Consider the following 19,498-nt stretch of genomic DNA (forward strand, 5'->3'; position numbering starts at 1 on the left):
TCACTAGCACAATCACCAGCACTATCACAAGATCATAAAGCTCCAAAAAATCTGCTTTATCATTTTATCACTATTACCAGGCCTTGCCTAGGAATTATTAGGGATTTTTACATTTTATCCCAGGCGGCTTCAACGGCCAGGTACTTGACAAATTGTTGGTAGGCCGAGGGATAACCGATCACGCCCGAACCCTTGTGGAGGAGGTCCAAGCGGCTGCCGTCGAACTGGCTGAAACTGAGCCCTGCCTCACGGGCAATAACAGCACCGGCGGCCACATCCCAGGGAGCTAACTTAGGTGAGAAGTAGAGTAAAAGATCCCCGCGCAGCACATAGAGAACCTGCAAACCGGCCGAGCCGTAGATCCTAAAGCCTAGCGCCTGGTCAATGAAGTCCTGGATGCGGTGGGTATTGTGGAGGGCGTAGCTGCCGTTCCCCGCAATCAGACCCTCGCGCAGGGGCTTGTCGTCAAAAGGCTTCTCGAAAGGCTGGCCATTCCAGGTCACCCCCTGGCCCTGCCAGGCAGACACATAGTCATCCGCCATCACATCGTAGATCACGCCAAACTGGCCTTCCCCATCCACATAGCGCCCCAGCATAATGGCGAAGTGGCGGCCCTGGCCGTAGAAATTCGCGGTTCCGTCGATAGGGTCAATAATCCACACGGTCCCTTCCAGGCTATCCGACTGCTGGCCCTCCCCCTCTTCGCCAATAATCCGATCATCCGGGAAGTGGGTCTGGATCTGCTCGCGCAAGTAGCGCTCCGTCTCCTGGTCCAGATTGGTCACAATATCCTGGTGGCTGGACTTCTCATTCACTGTCAGCGGCTGGTCCATCGCTTGGCGGATATGGTCAGCCGCCGCCATCACCCAGCCGTGGACTAAGTCTTCAATTGCTTGTCTTTCCATTTAACTTCCTCCTTAAGGCATGGTCACGCGGCCGGCCTCCGTCGCCTTGGCCTTCTGCATGGTCCGATACACATTATAAGACGACACCTTCTCAAAGGCATTGCCCAACTGCTTCTCCTCCATCTTCGACGGCACCACTTCCTTAAAAGTCCGGTAAGCCGCCATCAAATCCGCACGGTCCACCCCGCCCTCATAGGCAAGCTCCACCGCATGGAAAAACTCCACCACCATCGTCATCTCCTCCGTCGACCAAGACATATCCAGTGGGTAAGCATAACCCATCCAAATCTCCCCCTTCAGCACACTATTTGCCTCTATTATAGCAGAAAACAGACCACTATGGCAGAAAGCGGCTTAGCCTGGGAGAAAGACAGTTTGAAAGTTGGCCAGGGAGAAAAATATAGTAGGCGACAGCCGTACTAGGCCAACGCATTCTCACCATAATACTATCCTTCTCCTATAGCAGATCCCTTAAAGTCAATAGCGCACCATTAAGCAAGAAGACTCTACTTCCATTTCAAACCAAAAACTCGCTCTTTATTTAATAGTACAGGTTAATTATTAATATATTCAGTTCATGTCGTTAGCAGGAGTGGAGCTTGAGTTTGATCGTTAGCCATGAAAAGAAAGCAATGTGAATTAGGGATAGTAGGCGCTAGCCGTACTAGCCCTTTGAAGCTTGCTAGGTGAGAGACCTTGGCTCTCACCGGTTCCACGGCTCTTTAACGATCAAACTCAAGACGGAACGCATGCTCACCATGCAATCCTTCTCCTATAGCAGATCCCTTAAAGTTAATAGCGAACCATTAAGCAAGAAGACTCTACTTTCATTTCAAACCAAAAACTTGCTCTTTATTTAATAGTACGGGTTAATTATTAATATATTCAGTTCATTTCATGAGCAGGAGTGGAGCGTTGAAGTTGGTCCTTAGCCATGAAAAGCAAGTAAAACGAATTACGGAGCGTAGACTTTAGCCGTACGCTCCGTTTGAGATTTTCTAGGCGAGAGACCTTGGCTCGAGCCGGTGCCATGGCTCTTCAAGGACCAAATTCAAAAGCGGAACGCATGCTCACTAGCACCATCTATATGAAAAATTATCCCAATCCCCATTAAAAAAGAGCCCAAGATCAGGCTCTTTTTTGTGTATAGAATCAATTTTTTGTTTGCTTAATGAGATTAAGCGTGGATAGCTTGGCCTAAAAGACCTTCTGCACAGTCCTTGATCGCCTCATTCAAGGTTGGGTGACCGTGAACCGTCAAGGCAATATCTTCAGCTGTCATGCCAGATTCAATGGCTAAGCCAATTTCAGCAGCAGCATCCGATGCGTTAGGTCCAACCACTTGGCCACCAACGATAATGTTGTTGTCCTTAGTAGCGACTAAGCGAACGAAACCGTCTGCGTTAGCCATAGATACGGCACGGCCGTTCCCACCGAATGGGAATTTGAAGGAGTGTACATCCAAGCCTTTTTCCTTAGCGTCAGCTTCGGTTAAGCCGTAGCTTGCCAATTCTGGATCAGTATAAGCAATTGAAGGCATTGACTTGTAGTCAACAATTGCATTTTCCCCAGCGATGGCTTCAGCAGCTACGATCCCTTCGTAAGAAGCCTTGTGGGCAAGGGCTAAGCCTGGCACGATATCACCGATGGCGTAGATGTTCTTCACGCTGGTCCGGCCTTGTTCGTCAACCTTGACTAAGCCGCGGTCGTCCATTTCAACGCCTGCTGCTTGAAGGCCGATTTCAGCCGTATTTGGACGGCGGCCAACAGATACGAGAACTTTAGAAACGGTAATTTCTTTTTCTTTGCCTTTTTCTTCGTATTTAACGGTTACAGAGTCGCCGTTGTCTGTAGCTTCTTTAGCCATCCCGTTGGTGATGACCTTCATACCTTTTTTCTTCATGTCTTTTTGAACAACTTTCACCATGTCTTTTTCAAAACCTGGTAAGAGTTGTGGAGACCCTTCAAGGATGGTGACTTCAGAACCGAGGTTAGCGTAGGCAGAACCTAATTCAGAACCTACCACGCCACCACCGATCACTAGAAGTTTTTCTGGAACTTCTTCAAAAGCTAAGGCCCCTGTTGAGTCCACAATGTTACCACCGAACTTGAAGCCTGGGATTTCGATTGGGGTTGACCCAGTAGCAACGATCAAGTTGTTGTAAGTGTACAATTGATGTTCGTCGCCCTCACCGGTAATAGTTAACTCTTTATCGTTGTTGATATAAGCTTCGCCCCATACCACATCGATCTTGTTCTTCTTGAAGAGGAAGCCAATCCCGTCAGTCATTTTCTTAACGACTTGGTTGTCTTTCCAATCTTGGGTCTTGGTAAAGTCTAAGTTTGTTCCTTCAGTTGTCACACCGAAAACTTCTGCGCCTTCTAAGGCAGAATGGTAAGCGTGACCTGCTTGGATCAAGGCTTTAGAAGGAATACAGCCAACGTTTAAGCAGACCCCACCGAGGAATTCACGTTCGATAACTGTAACCTTTTGGCCTTTTTGGGCAGCGCGGATTGCTGCCACATAGCCACCAGGGCCTGAACCGATAACGACTGTATCTAATTCAATTGCCATTGCTCCTACTACCATATTTTATCAACCTATCCTTCCATTAACAGCAATTCTGGTTCTGACAATAAGCGAGCGACTTCGTTCAAGCAACGTTGACCTACAGCCCCGTCGACAATACGGTGGTCGAAGGTTAAGGAAAGTTTCAAGACGCGGCCAACTGCTAATTCGCCTTCATCGTTGACAACAGGTTCTTGCTTGATGGCACCGAAACCTAAGATAGCAACTTCTGGGAAGTTAAGGATTGGAGTGAAGAATTCGCCACCAGCTGAACCGATGTTAGAAATTGTAATGGTACCGTCGCCCATTTCTTCGTTGGTTAATTCACCAGCGTGAGCTTTGGCAGCTTTTTCGTTGATTTCGTTAGCAATTTCAAACATTGATTTTTGGTTAGCGTTCTTGATATTTGGAACGAATAAACCATTGTCAGTATCTGTTGCAATCCCTACGTTATAGTATTTCTTAAGGATGTATTCGCGGTTTTCTTCGTCGATTGATGCGTTAAGCATTGGGTATTTCTTAACTGCAGCAACTAAGGCTTTCACCACATAAGGTAAGAAGGTTAACTTCACATCACGTTCTGCAGCGATGCCCTTGAATTTCTTACGATGATCCCAAAGTTTAGACACTTCAACGTCCATGAAGAGGGATACTTGAGGTGCAGTAAACTTAGAAGTGGTCATGGATTCAGAGATGATCCGACGCATTGGTGAGATCTTAACGCGTTCAACCAAGTCTTCGTTAGAAACAGTTGGCGCTGGAGCAGGTGATTTCTTAGCTGCTTTTTCTTCCTTAGCTGGAGCTGCTTCTTGGCTAGCTTCTTGGCTGCTTGCAGCTTGAGCGTTTGGATCGAAGTTGTCGATGTCATCACGGGTAATTTGGCCGTTCTTACCGGTGCCGTTTACTAAGCTGATGTCAACGCCTTTGTCGCGTGCATATTTACGAACAGAAGGCATGGCTTGGATGACACGGTTTGGATCAGCTGTAGCTGGTGCTGAAGCTGCGCCACCTGTTGCGTCATCATTACCTTCGTCAGCCTTAGCTTCTTGAGCAGGTTGTGAAGGCGTTGAGGTATCTTCTGCCCCATCATCTTCGCCATTGTGTTCTGGTGAGTCGATTTCAGCTAAAACATCCCCAACATTAGCGATGGTGCCTGCTTCAACTAAGATCTTCTTAACCGTACCAGCAACTGGTGAAGCTACTTCTTCAACAGACTTGTCGTTTTGGATTTCAACGAGGGAGTCTTCTTCAGTGATTTCGTCGCCTTCAGAAACTAACCAAGAAACGATTTCACCTTCTGCCATCCCTTCACCAACGTCTGGTAAGCGGAATTTGTAGTAGGAGCCGCCACCCTTGTTGGATGAAGCTGGGTCTTCAGCTTTTTCTTCTTGGGCTGGGGATTCTGGGGTTGAAGCTGGAGCAGCTTCTGCTTCGTTATCTTCTAAGCCTTCCCCTTCGAATGCGATCAATGGTTCGCCGACCATTGCCAAGTCGCCTTCTTCATAGTAAAGCTTGGTTACTTTCCCTGTAACAGGAGAAGTAATTTCTTCAACAGATTTATCATTTTGGATTTCTACGAGTGTATCTTCTTCTTGAACTTCGTCGCCGACTTTGACGTCCCATGCAACGATTTCGCCTTCTGCCATACCTTCGCCGACATCGGGCATATTAAAAATATAAGCCATAGTTTGAATTTCTTCCCTTCTATCTCTCAATACCTGTTCAAAAGCTGTCCTTATTTGATGATAAAGCTCAGAGCGGTTAAGTTCCCCTAACCGCTACCAAGCGTCCTTAAGCTATTAGAATTGAGTTGCTTTCTTCACTGCTTCTTGAATATCTTCGGCATTTGGTAACCAAACGTTTTCGGCTAAACCAAATGGGAAGACAGTATCTGCAGCAGATACGAATTGGATAGGTGCTTGTAAGCTCAAGATATTGCGTTGTGAAATTTCAGCAATCACTTGGTTACCCACGCCAGCTTGACGTTGGGCTTCTTGAACCATTACCACGCGGCCTGTCTTGTCAACAGAAGCCCCGATAGTTTCCATGTCAAGAGGTTGAACGGTACGTAAGTCGATAACTTCAGCTGAGATGCCGTCTTTTTCAAGGGCGTCAGCAGCCTTCAATGCTTCGCGTACCATGTAGCCGTAAGCGATGATAGTTACATCATTACCTTCACGGGCAACATTGGCCTTGTTCAATTCAATTTCGTATTGTTCTTCTGGGACTTCTTCACGGAATGACCGGTAAAGTTTCATGTGTTCTAAGAAGACAACTGGGTCATTGTCGCGGATAGAAGCAGTCAAGAGACCTTTTGCTTCGTATGGGCTTGATGGGATAACCACTTTCAAACCTGGAGATTGAGCCATTAAGCCTTCAAGGGAGTCCGCGTGCATTTCAGGCGTGTGAACGCCACCGCCGAATGGTGAACGAACGGTAATAGGCATATGGCGAGTCCCACCCATACGGTAGCGGGTACGTGCCATTTGGCCAGAGATTGAGTCCATCACTTCGAATACGAAACCGAAGAATTGGATTTCCATAACGGGACGGAAGCCTTGAAGAGCTAAACCAATGGCTAAACCACCAATACCTGATTCGGATAGAGGTGTATCGCTGACACGGTCTTCACCATACTTGTCGTATAAGCCTGTTGTGGCACGGAATACACCGCCGTTTTTACCTACATCTTCACCAAAGATTAAGACTTTTTCATCGCGTGCCATTTCTTGGTCTAACGCTTCTGTAACGGCTTCAACCATTGTTTTGTTGCGGTTGTTCTTTTTAGCCATGCTTATTCACTCTCCTTTGCTTCATATTGTTCGATTTGTTCTTTAATGTTTTGACCAGGGTTTTCGAACATATTCTTCAAGAAATCAGAAACTTTTTGTTGTGGGGCAGCCTCTGCCTTTTGAATTGCTTCTTTGATTTCATCTTTCACTTGGTCAACATATTCAGTTTCCATGTCTTCGTTCCATAGACCCTTGTCTTCCATGAACTTACGCATACGTAAGAGAGGTTCACGGCCGGTCCATAGTTCGATATCTTCATCGGTCCGGTAAAGTTTAGGGTTGTCACCTGATGTTGAGTGAGCGCCTAAACGGTTGGTGATGGTTTCAATCAAGACAGGACCATTACCAGCAGCGGCATATTCACGGGCTTGTTTAGCCACAGCGTAAACAGCTAAGGCGTCGTTACCGTCAACTTGTACCCCTGGGATACCTGCTGCAACAGCTTTTTGAGCTAAGGTCTTAGCAGCGGATTGTTTTTCGCGTGGGGTTGAGATAGCGAAGCCGTTGTTTTGGATGAAGAATACGATTGGTGCTTTGTAGCGGCTTGCATAGTTCCAGCCTTCATAAGAGTCACCTTGGGATGAACCACCGTCACCAGTGTAGACATAAGTCACATTGTCGGAACCATTTAATTTTTGGCCAACAGCATTACCCATGGCTTGGATTAATTGAGCACCGATAATGATTTGTGGTGGCATAGCGTGTAAGTCTTCAGGGTAGTCGTTCCCTTCAACGTGTCCACGTGACCAGAGGAAGCCCTTGTAGATAGGCAAGCCTTTAGCGATTAATTGAGGAACGTCACGATAGCCTGGGAATAACCAGTCACCTTCTTCAAAAGCGTAAGAGCTGGCCATTTGGGAAGCTTCTTGGCCATAGGTGGGTGCGTAGAAACCTAAACGTCCTTGCTTAGCCAAAGCCATTGAACGTTCGTGAAGCGTCCGAGAGAACACCATCCGTTTCATTAATTCAACTAATTCATCGTCTGATAAATCAGGCATAATCTCTTCATTAACGACTTTCCCTTCTTCGTCTAAGATACGAACCATTGGGAAAAGCTCGTCAATTGCTTCCAACTGCGCAGCATAATCTACTGGTTGTTTAGCCATTTATAATCATTCCTCTCTTATAATAAAAATTCTTTCAGTTTTAAATCAAGTGCATTCGATTCTGTATCAATCAAACGCAGCCCTCTGTTATAAAGTATCATTTTAGCGCATAAAAAGCAAGTCTTATAGCTTCAAGGCTCAAAAGTTCTTTTATAGTACAGAAAAATTAATGAAAAGGCTGTCTTTTCTATACTTTGAGCCTTTTTTCACAAAGTTTATTTCCAAGATAAGTCGATGATCTCAGGCCTTTAAATGCGGTTTTTGTTCTTATTTGTAAATTAAATCATCAATCTGTACTAATCATTTTGGGCAATCTGTTATAGTCTGATCTGGGGTAAGGGTCAAAACAGCCTATTTAAAGCGTTTACACGAGTATATCTTTTGAAAGCTTTTTCCTGAGCTGTTTTTTTCGCCTTAAATATTAAGCAAAAGCGCTAAACATTTGCCGGCTTTAACGGTATAATGAGGGGAAGACATTTACTAGACTAGAAAGGATGTTATACCAATATGATTACAATGGATGATATTATCCGGGACGGCCACCCCACCCTGCGCAAAACCGCTGAGAAAGTGACCTTCCCTCTGACTGACGAGGACCGCGCCTTCGCCCAAGACTTGATGGACTACCTGCACAACAGCCAAGATGAAGAAATCGCTGAAAAATACGGCCTCCGTGCAGGCGTCGGCTTGGCTGCTCCCCAAGTCAATGTCTCCAAGCAAATGACTGCCGTCCTCATCCCTGACCTGGAAGATCCAGACGGCAAGATTATAATGGAAGAAGTCGTCTGCAACCCGCGCATCCTCAGCCACTCCCTAGAAAAAGTGGCCCTACCGAGTGGCGAAGGCTGCCTGTCCGTCGACCAAGACGTCCCCGGCTATGTGCCCCGCTATGCGCGCATCACCCTCCGCTACCAAGACCTAGAAGGCAATGAGCACAAAAAACGCTTCAAAGGCTACCCCGCCATCGTCCTCCAACACGAAATCGACCACCTCAACGGCATCCTCTACTACGACCACATCAACCAAGACGCCCCCTTCTCCCTCGACCAGAACTCATTTGTATTAGGGGAAGAATTTTAAGAAAGGGTGTGAGAGGATGCGGGAGAAAGGGAGCTCTGGAGTAAAAGGACAGAGAAGGCTGAAGGCCTTCGACGGACTTTTATGAAGAGGAGCCCTTTCTGCATCCTCGAACCCGACTAGACAGGGTGTGAGCAAAGGCGTTCAGAAAAGGATGACTGGAGGCAAAGGGATAAGAGCGGCTTTAGCCGGTCGTTCCCTTTTGCTGAAGTCACTCCTTTTCTGCCTTTGCGAACCCGACTAGACAAGGTGTGAGGGCCAATTCAAACCCAATTATAGAATGTGACAAAAGTCAGTACGCTGACTTTTGTGACCGATAAAAAAGCTGGATTTCACTCCAGCTTTTTTAATGCAATGATTTTTAATGGGGGGGTGAGCATCTGTTCTGCTTTTTAATTTGAATATTAGCTTTGTTAAGGTTCAAGACGGCGGGGCCGTCTTGTGGAGATTATTTTATCTACTCAAGCCACAATTGGGTCTTACGAGTGTGTCTTCCTATTTACTAATCCACACTCGGGGGATCCGATTGTGTGTTGGTGGCTAGCAAGCCTCACTTAGAAGCTGCGAGTGTGGGTTCTTCTGTAGCAAGCCACACTCGACCTGTCCGATTGAATGTTGGCATTCCTTTACTCACACTCGCGCGTCTTAATTGTGGGTTGACAGGTTCCGATAGCTCTTCCAATAGTCCTTTCAATAAATTTTCAATAATAAGGGATCAATCAGGCATTTGAGAGCGGACGGCGAACAGAGTCATCCGCTAAAAAAAGAAGTTACCGCTGCCCGACTTGTTAATGAAGGCCGCATTCGCAAGTTCCCGCCAGCCTACTTGCTAACAGAGGGCAGCTAACTATTTCCAAACACGCTTAATCTCTTTTCCATATATAGGTGTAAACTATTTCCAATTAAAAACATTTTAAAATCGGAAGAATCTATTTTATGGTGAAAATGTAGGATGTAAGAATGAAAACACCCTATGTAAACTAAGGAGGAATGTTTTATGTCTTATAATCGTTTTGTTGATAAAGTCGTCATTGTCACTGGCGCTGCATCGGGGATTGGTGAGAAGGCTGCGAAGTCCTTTGCCGAAGAATCTGCCCAAGTTGTGGTGGCTGACATTAATGACGAAGAGGGCCAACGTGTGGTCGACGAGATCAAAGAAGCTGGCGGCGAGGCGATTTTTGTCCATGCTGACTCCAGCCAAGAAGCAGACAACCGCAAGATGATCCAGGCGGCTGTCGACCAGTACGGCAAGTTGGACAGTGTGGTGGCCAATGCCGGTATCAATATTGAAGCGAAGATTGCTGACCTTTCTGTCGAAGACTATAAAAAAGTTCGCTCGATCAACCTCGACGGGACCTTCTATGCGAATAAATTCGCGGTTGAACAATTCCTCAAACAAGGCAATGGTGGGTCCATCGTCAATATCGGGTCTATCCACTCCCATGTGGCGCGTGAAGGCCTGACTGCTTATGCCACAACCAAGGGCGGCATCCAAATGCTGACCAAGCAAGTGGGGACCGATTATGCTGACCAAGGCATCCGCTGCAACATGGTCTGCCCAGCCTACATTAATACACCACTGACCGAAACCGTTGCCCCAGAAATCCGCAAAGAATTGGCTAACATGCACCCCATCAAACGCATGGGTGAAGTGGATGAAGTGTCTGCTGCCATCCTCTTCCTCGCTTCCGACGACGCTTCCTTCATCACCGGCTCAGATGTCAAGGTCGACGGGGGCTACACAGCCGTTTAGCGCCTTTGAAAAAAATTTAACTCATCTAAACAAACTAAAAGCCTTCCGCCAATCAGACTAGCGATTGGGGGAAGGCTGTTTTCTTTTGTATCTACATGGCGCGGTTATGGGGCCAAGCTAGGATGAGGCTAAAGATGAGGACCACAAAATAAACCAGGTTCAAGGGCCAGGTCTGGTCTTGGCCAAAAATCGCTAAGAGTCGGTCTACAATACCGAAGCTAGCAAAATACAGGCCAGCCAGGACTAGACTGAGGAGGCCCTGCCGGTAGAGGGGCCGGTGCTTATTTTTCTTGCCTCGAAGGAGGAGCCAGGCGGTCAAGGTCAGGCTGACCAGGGTCCAGATGGCCATAGAGAAGCCGGATCCCAGAGCTAAGGTGAAGGCTAGACCAATCCAGCCATCCATGAAGCCGCCTTCGCCAACTAGCGAAGCCACAGCGGGCAGGCCAGCGAAGGCCAGGCCTAGGAGTCCAAAGTAAATCAGTGGTAAGAAATTACAAACTTTCAAAGCTTTGAGTGTCTTCATACAAAAGAACCTCCTTGTGCTTAGTGCTTATTTTCTTTCCTTGAGGGCTTGAGCTAAGATGTGGGCCGCGATGCCATACTTGGACTGCTTGGCTACTGCTAGGACGTCCGTCGGGGTCACGATCTGGACCGCATTGTCCTCACTCGCAAAACCAATCCCGGCCTGGCTGACATCGTTGGCGACAATCATATGAGCGCCTTTCTTTTCTAGTTTCTGCCGGGCATAGTCCACGACATGCTGGGTCTCCGCCGCAAAGCCGATCACAAAGGCCTGGTCTTTAGGCAGGCTGGCCAGGATATCTGGATTCTCCGCTAAATCGAGCTGGAGGCCCTGGGCTTGGTCCTGTTTTTTAATCTTTTGCTCAGAAGCCTGGGCTGCCCGGTAGTCGCTCACAGCCGCCGCCATCACGAGGATGTCCGCGCTCTGGATCTCCTCATGCATGGCCGTGTAAAGCTCTTGGGCGGTCGTGACCTGGCGGGTTGTAATGCCAGGCAGGGCCGGCAGGCTTTGCGCTGAGGGCGTCTGAACCAGGGTCACCTGAGCGCCAGCTAGGAGGGCCACATGGGCGAGGGCCGTGCCCATCTTTCCCGACGAGCGATTAGACAGGTAGCGGACGGGGTCGAGCGGCTCCTCCGTTCCCCCGGCGCTGATGACTAGGCGTTGGCCAGTCAGGTCCAGGGGCCGGTCCAGATTTTGGCAGGCGAAGAAGGCCTCAATGCCCGCATGAATTTCTTCAATCTCCGGCATCCGTCCCTTGCCCTCATAGCCCTCAGCCAGGAAGCCATAGCCAGGTTCCAGGACGTAATGCCCATCTGCTCTCAGGCGGGCCACATTTCTTTGGACCGCCGCATTCGCCCACATCTTATGATTCATAGCTGGCACGAAGACGACGGGGCCCTGGTTGGCCAGGAGACTGCTCAGTGCCTCATTGTCCGCCAGTCCCTGAGCCATTTTCCCCAGGCTGTTGGCAGTCGCCGGCACCACCACGCTCACATCCGCCCAGTCCGCTAAGGCAATATGGGCCACCGGATCAGGATAGGCCACCCCTTCTCTTAAGACCGGATACTTGGTCAGAACTTCCAAGGTCTCTGCCGTCACGAAGCGCTCCGCAGCCGGCGTCAGGGCCACTCGCACCGAAGCCCCCGCTTTGATCAAGCGCCGCACCAAGCCCGGCACCTTATAAGCCGCAATCCCCCCGGTCACAACCACTGCAATCTGTTTACCTGTTAACACACAACCCCTCCATCTTCATTGGATAATTTGCTTAAAGTATAGCACAGATCCCTTCCAGCCCCAATAAAAAACGACGCTGCCTTGATTAGCGTTAGTCTACCTGTTAGGTGCATATTTTTTGATCAAAAGGACGCTACTGGCTAGAAACCGGTATTATCTCCTTTACTAATGCCATTTAGAGTCGCAATCCGGCATCATCTCACTTGCTAATGCCGTTTGGAGTCGCGATTCGGCATTATTCCTTCCGTTAATGCCGTTTGTAAATGATTAGCCCTCTGGATTTGATAGCGAATAACCAGGATACTGCCTCTTCTCTTATGATGTGGCAGCTTCTTGCTGGGATACTGCCTCTTCTCTTGCGATCTGGCAGTTTCTTGCTGAGATACTGCATCTTCTCTTACGATGTGGCAGTTTCTAACCGAGATACTGCATCTTCTCTTGCGATCTGGCAGTTTCTGACCGAGATACTGCATCTTCTCTTACGATGTGGCAGTTTCTTGCTGAGATACTGCATCTTCTCTTACGATATTGCAGGTTCTAACCGAGATACTGCATCTTCCCTTACGATATTGCAGGTTCTAACCGAGATACTGCATCTTCTCTTACGATGTTGCAGTTTCTTGCCGAGATACTGCATCTTCCCTTACGATATTGCAGTTTCTGACCGAGATACTGCATCTTCTCTTGCGATGTTGCAGTTTCTGACTGAGTTACTGCCTTTTCTTTTGCCTTGGAACAGTTTCTGGCTAAGATACGGACATATCGCCTGCCCTTTTGTCCGTTTCCGCCTGAGTTACGGACATATCACCTACCCTTTTGTCCGTTTCCGCCTGAGTTACGGACATATCACCTACCCTTTTGTCCGTTACTACCTGAGTTACGGACATAGCACCTGCCCTTTTGTCCGTTTCTGCCTGAGTTACGGACATATCACCTACCCTTTTGTCCGTTTCCGCCTGAGATACGGACATATCGCATACCCTTTTGTCCGTTTCTGCCTGAGTTACGGACATATCCTCTCCCCTTTTGTCCGTTACTGCCTGCATTAGTTTTTTAATTTCATATAAAAAATCCCCCAGCAATAACTGGAGGAGATTTTGATATTCGAAAGCTAAGCGCTCTTGCTCACACCCTATAGTCGGGTTCAGGCTGGCAGCTTTCGTGTCACTTCACAAGTCCCCGCCGCAGTCTTTTAGACTGCTCTGGTGACTTGCTCCAGTGAACGAAAGCTAAGCGCCAGCCCTCACACCCTATACTAAAAATTGATACAGTGTCGAGTTTTCTGAGATGTCGATATAGTTGGGGTCGAAGGCGGCCATGCGGTCTTTGAGGGCCTGGATGCTGGAGGCTTCGGCGAGGTCGATACCGATGAGGACGGGGCCGCTGGAGTGGCTTTTGCGCTTGGTGTATTCGAAGACGGAGATGTCGTCGCCGGGTCCGAGGACGTCGGTAACGAATTCTCTTAGGGCGCCGGCTCTTTGAGGGAAGTTGACGATGAAGTAATGCTTGATGCCTTCGTAGATCAAGGCTTTTTCTTCGATTTCCGCCATGCGGTTGATGTCATTGTTCCCGCCTGAGATTAAGCAGACGACGGTTTTGCCCTTGATGTCGTCAGCTAAAAGGTCGAGTGCGGCCACGCTCAGGGCGCCGGAAGGTTCAGCGACGATGGCTTGCTTGGTATAGAGTTCCAAGATTGCTTGGGCAGCTAGGCCTTCAGGGACTAGGCAGATGTCGTCGACCTTGGCCTTGACGTGTTGGAAGGTGAGTTGGCCGGCCTCGCCGACTGCTGTCCCGTCGCAGAACTTATCGACCCGTTCCAGAGCAGTAGGTTCGCCGGCGTCCAAGGCTGCCTTCATGGAAGCTGCGCCGGTAGGTTCCACCCCGATCACCTTGGTATCAGGCATAGCCTCTTTGACATAGGCGGAAACGCCGGAGATCAGACCGCCGCCCCCCACTTGGACTAAGAAGTAGTCGGCTTGTTGGCCTTCAGCCACCAGGTCTTGGTGGACTTCCACCGCTAGGGTTCCTTGGCCGCGCATCACGTCTAAATCGTCATAGGGTTCGATGAAGCTGAGCCCGTGTTCCTTGGCATAGGCGTGGGCTGCCCGGTTGCTTTCGTCGAAGGTATCGCCTTCAATCTGAATGTCCACAAAGTCGCCCCCAAAGTATTGCACCTGGCTAATCTTTTGATTAGGGGTGGTATTTGGCATAAAAATGACAGCCTGGATGCCTTTTTTCTGGGCGGTATAGGCCACACCCTGGGCATGGTTACCGGCCGAAGCACAAATGACACCCTTGGCTAAGTCTTCATCTGAGAGTTGGTTGATGGCATAGTAGGCGCCGCGAATCTTGAAAGACCGAACCACTTGCAGGTCTTCACGCTTGAGGTAAATGCGGCCTTGGTACTTCTCAGATAAATAACTATCATATTGCAGTGGGGTTTGGGGGAGGTCTTGGCGCAAGCTACGATAAGCGTCGAGGACCTCTTCTTTGGTGACTAATTCAGACATAAAATACCTTCCTTCCAAATCAAGTGCCGGAAAGATAAGAAGGACCGCTTAATAGGCAATCCTTCTCACTTTATGGTCGCTTGAATTAATTCTTAGTGTCGACTTTATTTTTCTTAACGAATGGCATCATATCGCGAAGCTCTTCGCCTACTTCTTCGATTTGGTGGCTAGCTTCTTTTTCACGCATCTTGTAGAATTCTGGGAAGCCGTTCTTGTAGTCATTCACGAATTCACGAGCGAAGTCGCCGTCTTGGATACGTTTGAGGGATTCTTTCATGGCTTCTTTAACTTCTGGTCCGATGACGCGTGGGCCAGTCACATAGTCGCCGTATTCTGCAGTGTTTGAGCAGGATTGACGCATGTGGGACATCCCACCTTCATAGATCAAGTCAACGATTAATTTCATTTCGTGGCAAGTTTCGAAGTAAGCAGATTCTGGTTGGTAGCCAGCTTCAACTAAGACTTCAAAGCCTGCTTCGATCAAGTGAGTTACCCCACCCATCAGAACGTTTTGTTCACCGAAGAGGTCGGTTTCTGTTTCTTCCTTGAAGGTTGTTTCAAGAACCCCAACGCGGGTTGCGCCGATGCCGTCAGCCCATGATAAAGCGATGTCGTGAGCCTTGCCTGTTGCGTCTTGAGCGACTGCAACTAAGGCAGGAACGGCAGAGCCGTTTTCGAATTCGCGGCGAACTAAGTGGCCTGGGCCTTTAGGAGCCACCATGAAGACATCAATATCTTCTGCCGGTTTGATGGTGCCGAAGTGGACGTTGAAGCCATGGGCAAAGGCTAAAGCGTTACCAGCTTCTAAGTTGTCTTTGATTTCAGCTTCATAAACATCTGCTTGGATTTCGTCTGGTAAAAGTACCATCACGATGTCCGCTTGCTTGCTGGCTTCAGCTACTGAGAAAACATCGAAGCCGTCTTCACGGGCACGGTCAGCAGAGCTCCCTTCGCGAAGGCCGATGATGACATCTTGACCAGAGTCGCGTAAGTTCTTAGCATGCGCGCCCCCTTGTGAGCCGTAACCAAGAACGGCAATCTTCTTGCCTTCCAATGCGTTGTTTTGTACATCCTTTTCGTAATAAATTGTAGCCATAATTATTTCCTCCTAATTTTTTAAGACACCGCGAGGGTTGCCATAGTAATTATTATTTACTCAAATGAGTAAGTTACTACCTAATAAATGGATTGGTCTTCGCGCTCTTTGTCGCTGGGAAGACCGTCTGTGATATCGACGGCATAGATCACATCGATCTGCTTTTCGAGCTGGTTCATTAACAGCTCAGCTGCCGCCTGGTCAGCAAATTGAATGCCCAGGGTAATGATGGAAAATTCAGCACTGGAATCTGCTGACCCGCCCGCATATTGCAGGGTGAGGGTATCGATGTTGTAGCCTGGTTTGAGGACCGTTTGGGTAATCCGGTTAAGAACACCTGGCCGGTTAACCACCCGGGTTTGAATGATACGAGCTCCCATTAGCCTAATCCCTCCATTTCATTATTGGGTCTGCCTGCAGGAACCATGGGAAGAACGAGTTCATCCTTGGCGATCCTGACTTCCAAGACATAAGGACCATCATAGGCCAGCATGGCGTCAATGGCAGCTTCCATTTCAGCTGGGTCAGAGACGCGAGCCGCCTTAACCCCTAGTGCTTCGGATAATTTCACAAAGTCGGGGTTTTGGTCGAGGAATTCTGAGTGAGAATAGCGTTGACCATAGAACTTGTCCTGCCATTGGTGGACCATGCCCAAGACCTCGTTATTTAGGATCATGAACTTCGGTTTCACATCATAGGCCGACAGGATATTGAGTTCCTGGTTGGTCATCTGGAAGCCCCCGTCGCCGACAATGGCCACGACATCTTGACCTTCCTTAGCCCCAAAGGCTGCTCCGATTGCTGCGGGGACGCCATAGCCCATGGTTCCCAAGCCACCACTGGTCAGGAACTGCTGGGTGTGGCGGACCGGATAGAATTGAGCCGCCCACATCTGGTGCTGGCCAACGTCCGTTACCACAAGGGCCTCACCATCGGTCTTCTCACCCAGGTAGGCGATGGCCGCTTCAGGGCGGATAGTCGACCGGGCTTCTGGTAGAGCCATAGGGTGCTTGGCCAGGTTGTCCTTGTGGAAGGCCACCCATTCTTCTGAGGCCTCATAGTTGGATAGGGCTGAAGCATTGAGGGCTTCTAGGGCTACCTTGGCATCTGCGATCAGTTCATAGTCGGGTTGGATGACTTTACCGATCTCCGAAGCATCGATATCGATGTGGATGATCTTAGCCCCCGGCGCAAAATTATCGGGCACGGAAGCCACCCGGTCATCGAAGCGCGACCCGATATTGATCAGACAGTCGGTATTCATCAATGCCATATTGGCCGCATAGGAACCATGCATCCCGCCCATACCGAGGAAGTAAGGATCCTTGCTATCGACCGCTCCCAGGCCCAGGAGTGTCGCCACAACTGGAATCTTGTGGGTGTGGACGAACTCACGCAAGTCCTCTTCCGCGTCAGCCTTAGCAATCCCACCACCCACAAGGAGGAGGGGTTTTTGGCTGGCTTGGATTGCTTCCATAATATTCTGAATATGCTCATTATTCGTAATCTTCTGTTGCTTTTCAGGATGGTAACCCGGCAGGTAGATCTCTGTGTTCACTTCATCGATAGGCACCATCTGCTGGCCGACATTCTTCGGAATATCAACCACCACAACGCCCTTCCGACCTGAATTGGCGATATAGAAGGCTTCCTTAATGACGCGTGGAATATCCCGGGCATCCCGGACTTGGACACAGTACTTGGTGATTGGGGTCATGACGCCGATCACGTCGGTTTCCTGGAAGGCATCCTTACCGATCCCTGCCTGGGCCACCTGACCTGAAATCACAACCATGGGCACCGAGTCCATCTGGGCCGTTGCCACAGCCGTTACAATATTAGTTGCCCCCGGACCAGAAGTAACCACGCTGACGCCGGTCTTGCCGCTTGCCCGCGCATAGCCGTCTGCCATGTGCCCAGCCCCCTGCTCGTGGCGGGCTAAGACGTGATTGGTCCCGTTCTTGAAGAATTGGTCATATAAATCAAGGACCGCTCCTCCAGGGTAACCGAATATGACATCAACCCCTTCTTCATTCAAGGCTTCAACAAGGAGCTGCATGCCCTGCTTTGTCTCTTCTTCCTTTGCCATTAAACCACCCATCCTTCTGCTTACTTACACTTTAGTTAAAATAAAAGCACCCCAATGCTTGCATGGGATGCTATGTCCCACTCTACAAAGCCGAATAGGACTCGAAGCTGATCTCAATCAGTCCAGTCCTAGCTGTGTAAAATGACTAAAATATTCACTTGTTTAAAATTCTTAGACATTTTCATGAGTGGGACTCCTTTCTTAATCGATAAATTGATTATACTGAGCCTTGTCTCATTTGTCAATACAATTTCTTAGAATGTTATCATTTAATTCTTATGAAAGTGGTTTTTATGTTTAATTTCATGCTATTATAAGACTAAGAGTAAAAAGGAGGTAGACCCATGACCCAATATAATGATAGCGTCCTGTGCCTAAAGAATGTCAGCTACTACCGGCAAGGACGCCCCATCCTAAAAAATATCAACTTCGAAATCCGTCCCGGCCAACACTGGGCCCTGCTCGGCCTCAACGGTTCAGGGAAATCCACCCTGATCCATATCCTGAGCGGCTATGACTGGCCTAGCGCCGGCCAAGTGACCGTGCTCGGCGAACGCTTCGGCCGGACCAATATCTCCCGCTTGAAACGGCGGATCGGCCTGGTGTCCTCCTGGCTGGAATACCGCCTGCCCGAAAACGATTCGGTCCTCAAGATCGTCCTGAGCGGCCTCTTTGCTAGCTTCGGCCTCTACCAGGCAGTCGGCCCCAAGGAAAAACTGGCCGCCCAAGAGCTCCTGGCCCGCTTCGATTGCGAGGATTTAGCCGACCGACCTTTTGCTACCCTCTCCCAGGGTGAGAAGCAAAAGATCCTCATCCTCCGCGGCCTCATGACCAAGCCGGAACTCCTGATCTTAGACGAACCCTTCAACGCCCTGGACCTCTTCGCCCGCGAACGGCTTTTGGAATTTCTCGGTGAAGTCAGCCAGGAAGAGGGCCTGAGCCTGGTCATGATCAGCCACCGCAGCGAAGACATCAGCCAGCTCTTCCAACACGTCCTCTTGCTCAAGGAAGGCCAAGTCTTCGCCCAAGGCCCACGCCAGGACATGCTCCAAGATGGGCTCCTGACCGACTTCTACGGCCAAGCCGTCGACTGCCTCCCCTACAAAGACCAGCGCGTCCTCGTTGTCCCGCGCTAGGGGGGCTTGCTAGCGCGAACTTGCGAATGCGGGGTTGGTTTGCGAGTTGAGTGGTGGCAACTTGCAAATGCGGGGCTGGTTTGAGAGTTGGATAGCAGCGACTTGCGAAGGGAGCGCTAGTTTGCAACTTGAGCAGCGGTAACTTGCGAACGAGGCCCTGGTTTGCAACTTGGGCAACGGCGACTTGCGAACGAGGCCCTGGTTTGCAACTTAGGCAGCGGCAACTTCTTTTTTTTGGCGGATGGCTCTGTTCGCTGTCCGCTCTCAGAGGCCTGATTGATCCCTTGTTATTGAAAAATTTATCGGGAGGGCTATCGGAACCTGCCGACCCACAATTAAAAAGCGCGAGTGTGGGTTAGGGAATGCCAACATCCAATTGGACGGGTCGAGTGTGGCTTGCTACCGAAGAACCCACACTTGAAACTTCTGAGTGAGGCTTGCTAGCCACCAACACACAATCAGAGCCCCCAACTGTGGATTAGTAAGTGGGAAACCACACTCGTAAGACCCAATTGTGGGTTGACCAGGTAAAATAATCTCCACAAGACGGCCCAGCCGTCTTGGACCTTAACAAAGCGAGTATCTAAATTAAAAAGCAGAACAGATACTTACTACCACCTATTAAAAAATCATTGCATTAAAAAAAGCTGGAGCGAAATCCAGCTTTTTTTAATATCGGTCACAAAAGTCAGGGGACTGACTTTTGTCA

15 protein-coding genes are annotated in these 19,498 nt (G+C 49.1%); 3 read left to right on the forward strand and 12 right to left on the reverse strand.

Annotated elements, in window-relative coordinates; translation table 11 throughout:
• Positions 1 to 107 precede the first annotated feature (107 nt).
• The 6 genes from AWM72_RS02095 to pdhA all read right to left on the reverse strand — a co-directional run bounded on the left by AWM72_RS02095 (position 108) and on the right by pdhA (position 7,372).
• Positions 108 to 905, reverse strand: a complete 798-nt coding sequence (locus AWM72_RS02095) for an inositol monophosphatase family protein (RefSeq protein ID WP_067972451.1) — start codon at positions 903 to 905, stop codon at positions 108 to 110.
• A gap of 12 nt (positions 906 to 917) precedes the next feature.
• On the reverse strand, positions 918 to 1,187 hold the full coding sequence (locus AWM72_RS02100) for a UPF0223 family protein (RefSeq protein ID WP_067972454.1): 270 nt from the start codon (positions 1,185 to 1,187) through the stop codon (positions 918 to 920).
• 895 nt (positions 1,188 to 2,082) lie between these two features.
• Positions 2,083 to 3,495 carry a dihydrolipoyl dehydrogenase gene (gene lpdA, locus AWM72_RS02105; protein WP_067972458.1) on the reverse strand — a complete coding sequence of 471 codons (1,413 nt, stop codon included), beginning with the start codon at positions 3,493 to 3,495 and terminating at the stop codon, positions 2,083 to 2,085.
• A gap of 11 nt (positions 3,496 to 3,506) precedes the next feature.
• Positions 3,507 to 5,159 carry a 2-oxo acid dehydrogenase subunit E2 gene (locus tag AWM72_RS02110; protein ID WP_067972461.1) on the reverse strand — a complete coding sequence of 551 codons (1,653 nt, stop codon included), beginning with the start codon at positions 5,157 to 5,159 and terminating at the stop codon, positions 3,507 to 3,509.
• 114 nt (positions 5,160 to 5,273) lie between these two features.
• Positions 5,274 to 6,266 carry an alpha-ketoacid dehydrogenase subunit beta gene (locus tag AWM72_RS02115; protein ID WP_067972464.1) on the reverse strand — a complete coding sequence of 331 codons (993 nt, stop codon included), beginning with the start codon at positions 6,264 to 6,266 and terminating at the stop codon, positions 5,274 to 5,276.
• A 2-nt stretch (positions 6,267 to 6,268) separates the two neighbouring features.
• Positions 6,269 to 7,372, reverse strand: a complete 1,104-nt coding sequence (gene pdhA, locus AWM72_RS02120; protein ID WP_067972467.1) for a pyruvate dehydrogenase (acetyl-transferring) E1 component subunit alpha — start codon at positions 7,370 to 7,372, stop codon at positions 6,269 to 6,271.
• 507 nt (positions 7,373 to 7,879) lie between these two features.
• Here pdhA and def point away from each other — a divergent pair.
• Positions 7,880 to 8,452 (forward strand): peptide deformylase, encoded by a 573-nt coding sequence (gene def, locus AWM72_RS02125; RefSeq protein ID WP_067972472.1) that lies wholly within the window; start codon positions 7,880 to 7,882, stop codon positions 8,450 to 8,452.
• 994 nt (positions 8,453 to 9,446) lie between these two features.
• Complete coding sequence (locus AWM72_RS02130) at positions 9,447 to 10,202, forward strand: SDR family NAD(P)-dependent oxidoreductase (protein WP_067972475.1); 756 nt, start codon at positions 9,447 to 9,449, stop codon at positions 10,200 to 10,202.
• A gap of 91 nt (positions 10,203 to 10,293) precedes the next feature.
• Here AWM72_RS02130 and AWM72_RS02135 read toward each other — a convergent pair whose 3' ends face one another.
• From AWM72_RS02135 to ilvB, 6 genes are all read right to left on the reverse strand, one after another.
• Positions 10,294 to 10,725: a hypothetical protein gene (locus AWM72_RS02135; protein ID WP_067972478.1), complete on the reverse strand. Its 432-nt coding sequence runs from the start codon at positions 10,723 to 10,725 to the stop codon at positions 10,294 to 10,296.
• 27 nt (positions 10,726 to 10,752) lie between these two features.
• Positions 10,753 to 11,958 carry a bifunctional phosphopantothenoylcysteine decarboxylase/phosphopantothenate--cysteine ligase CoaBC gene (gene coaBC, locus AWM72_RS02140; protein WP_067972481.1) on the reverse strand — a complete coding sequence of 402 codons (1,206 nt, stop codon included), beginning with the start codon at positions 11,956 to 11,958 and terminating at the stop codon, positions 10,753 to 10,755.
• Between the two features lie 1,250 nt (positions 11,959 to 13,208).
• Complete coding sequence (ilvA, locus tag AWM72_RS02150; protein WP_067972486.1) at positions 13,209 to 14,468, reverse strand: threonine ammonia-lyase IlvA; 1,260 nt, start codon at positions 14,466 to 14,468, stop codon at positions 13,209 to 13,211.
• A gap of 85 nt (positions 14,469 to 14,553) precedes the next feature.
• On the reverse strand, positions 14,554 to 15,564 hold the full coding sequence (gene ilvC, locus AWM72_RS02155; protein ID WP_067972489.1) for a ketol-acid reductoisomerase: 1,011 nt from the start codon (positions 15,562 to 15,564) through the stop codon (positions 14,554 to 14,556).
• Between the two features lie 80 nt (positions 15,565 to 15,644).
• Positions 15,645 to 15,944: an ACT domain-containing protein gene (locus AWM72_RS02160; RefSeq protein ID WP_067972491.1), complete on the reverse strand. Its 300-nt coding sequence runs from the start codon at positions 15,942 to 15,944 to the stop codon at positions 15,645 to 15,647.
• On the reverse strand, positions 15,944 to 17,653 hold the full coding sequence (gene ilvB / locus AWM72_RS02165; protein ID WP_067972494.1) for a biosynthetic-type acetolactate synthase large subunit: 1,710 nt from the start codon (positions 17,651 to 17,653) through the stop codon (positions 15,944 to 15,946). The genes AWM72_RS02160 and ilvB overlap by 1 nt, the downstream gene beginning before the upstream one ends.
• A 344-nt stretch (positions 17,654 to 17,997) precedes the next feature.
• Between ilvB and AWM72_RS02170 the strand changes: the two genes are divergently transcribed.
• On the forward strand, positions 17,998 to 18,789 hold the full coding sequence (locus tag AWM72_RS02170) for an ABC transporter ATP-binding protein (protein WP_067972497.1): 792 nt from the start codon (positions 17,998 to 18,000) through the stop codon (positions 18,787 to 18,789).
• The last annotated feature ends 709 nt before the right edge of the window (positions 18,790 to 19,498 follow it).

Origin of the sequence: Aerococcus sanguinicola, assembly GCF_001543145.1 — a bacterium.
GTDB classification, from domain to species: Bacteria; Bacillota; Bacilli; order Lactobacillales; family Aerococcaceae; genus Aerococcus; species Aerococcus sanguinicola.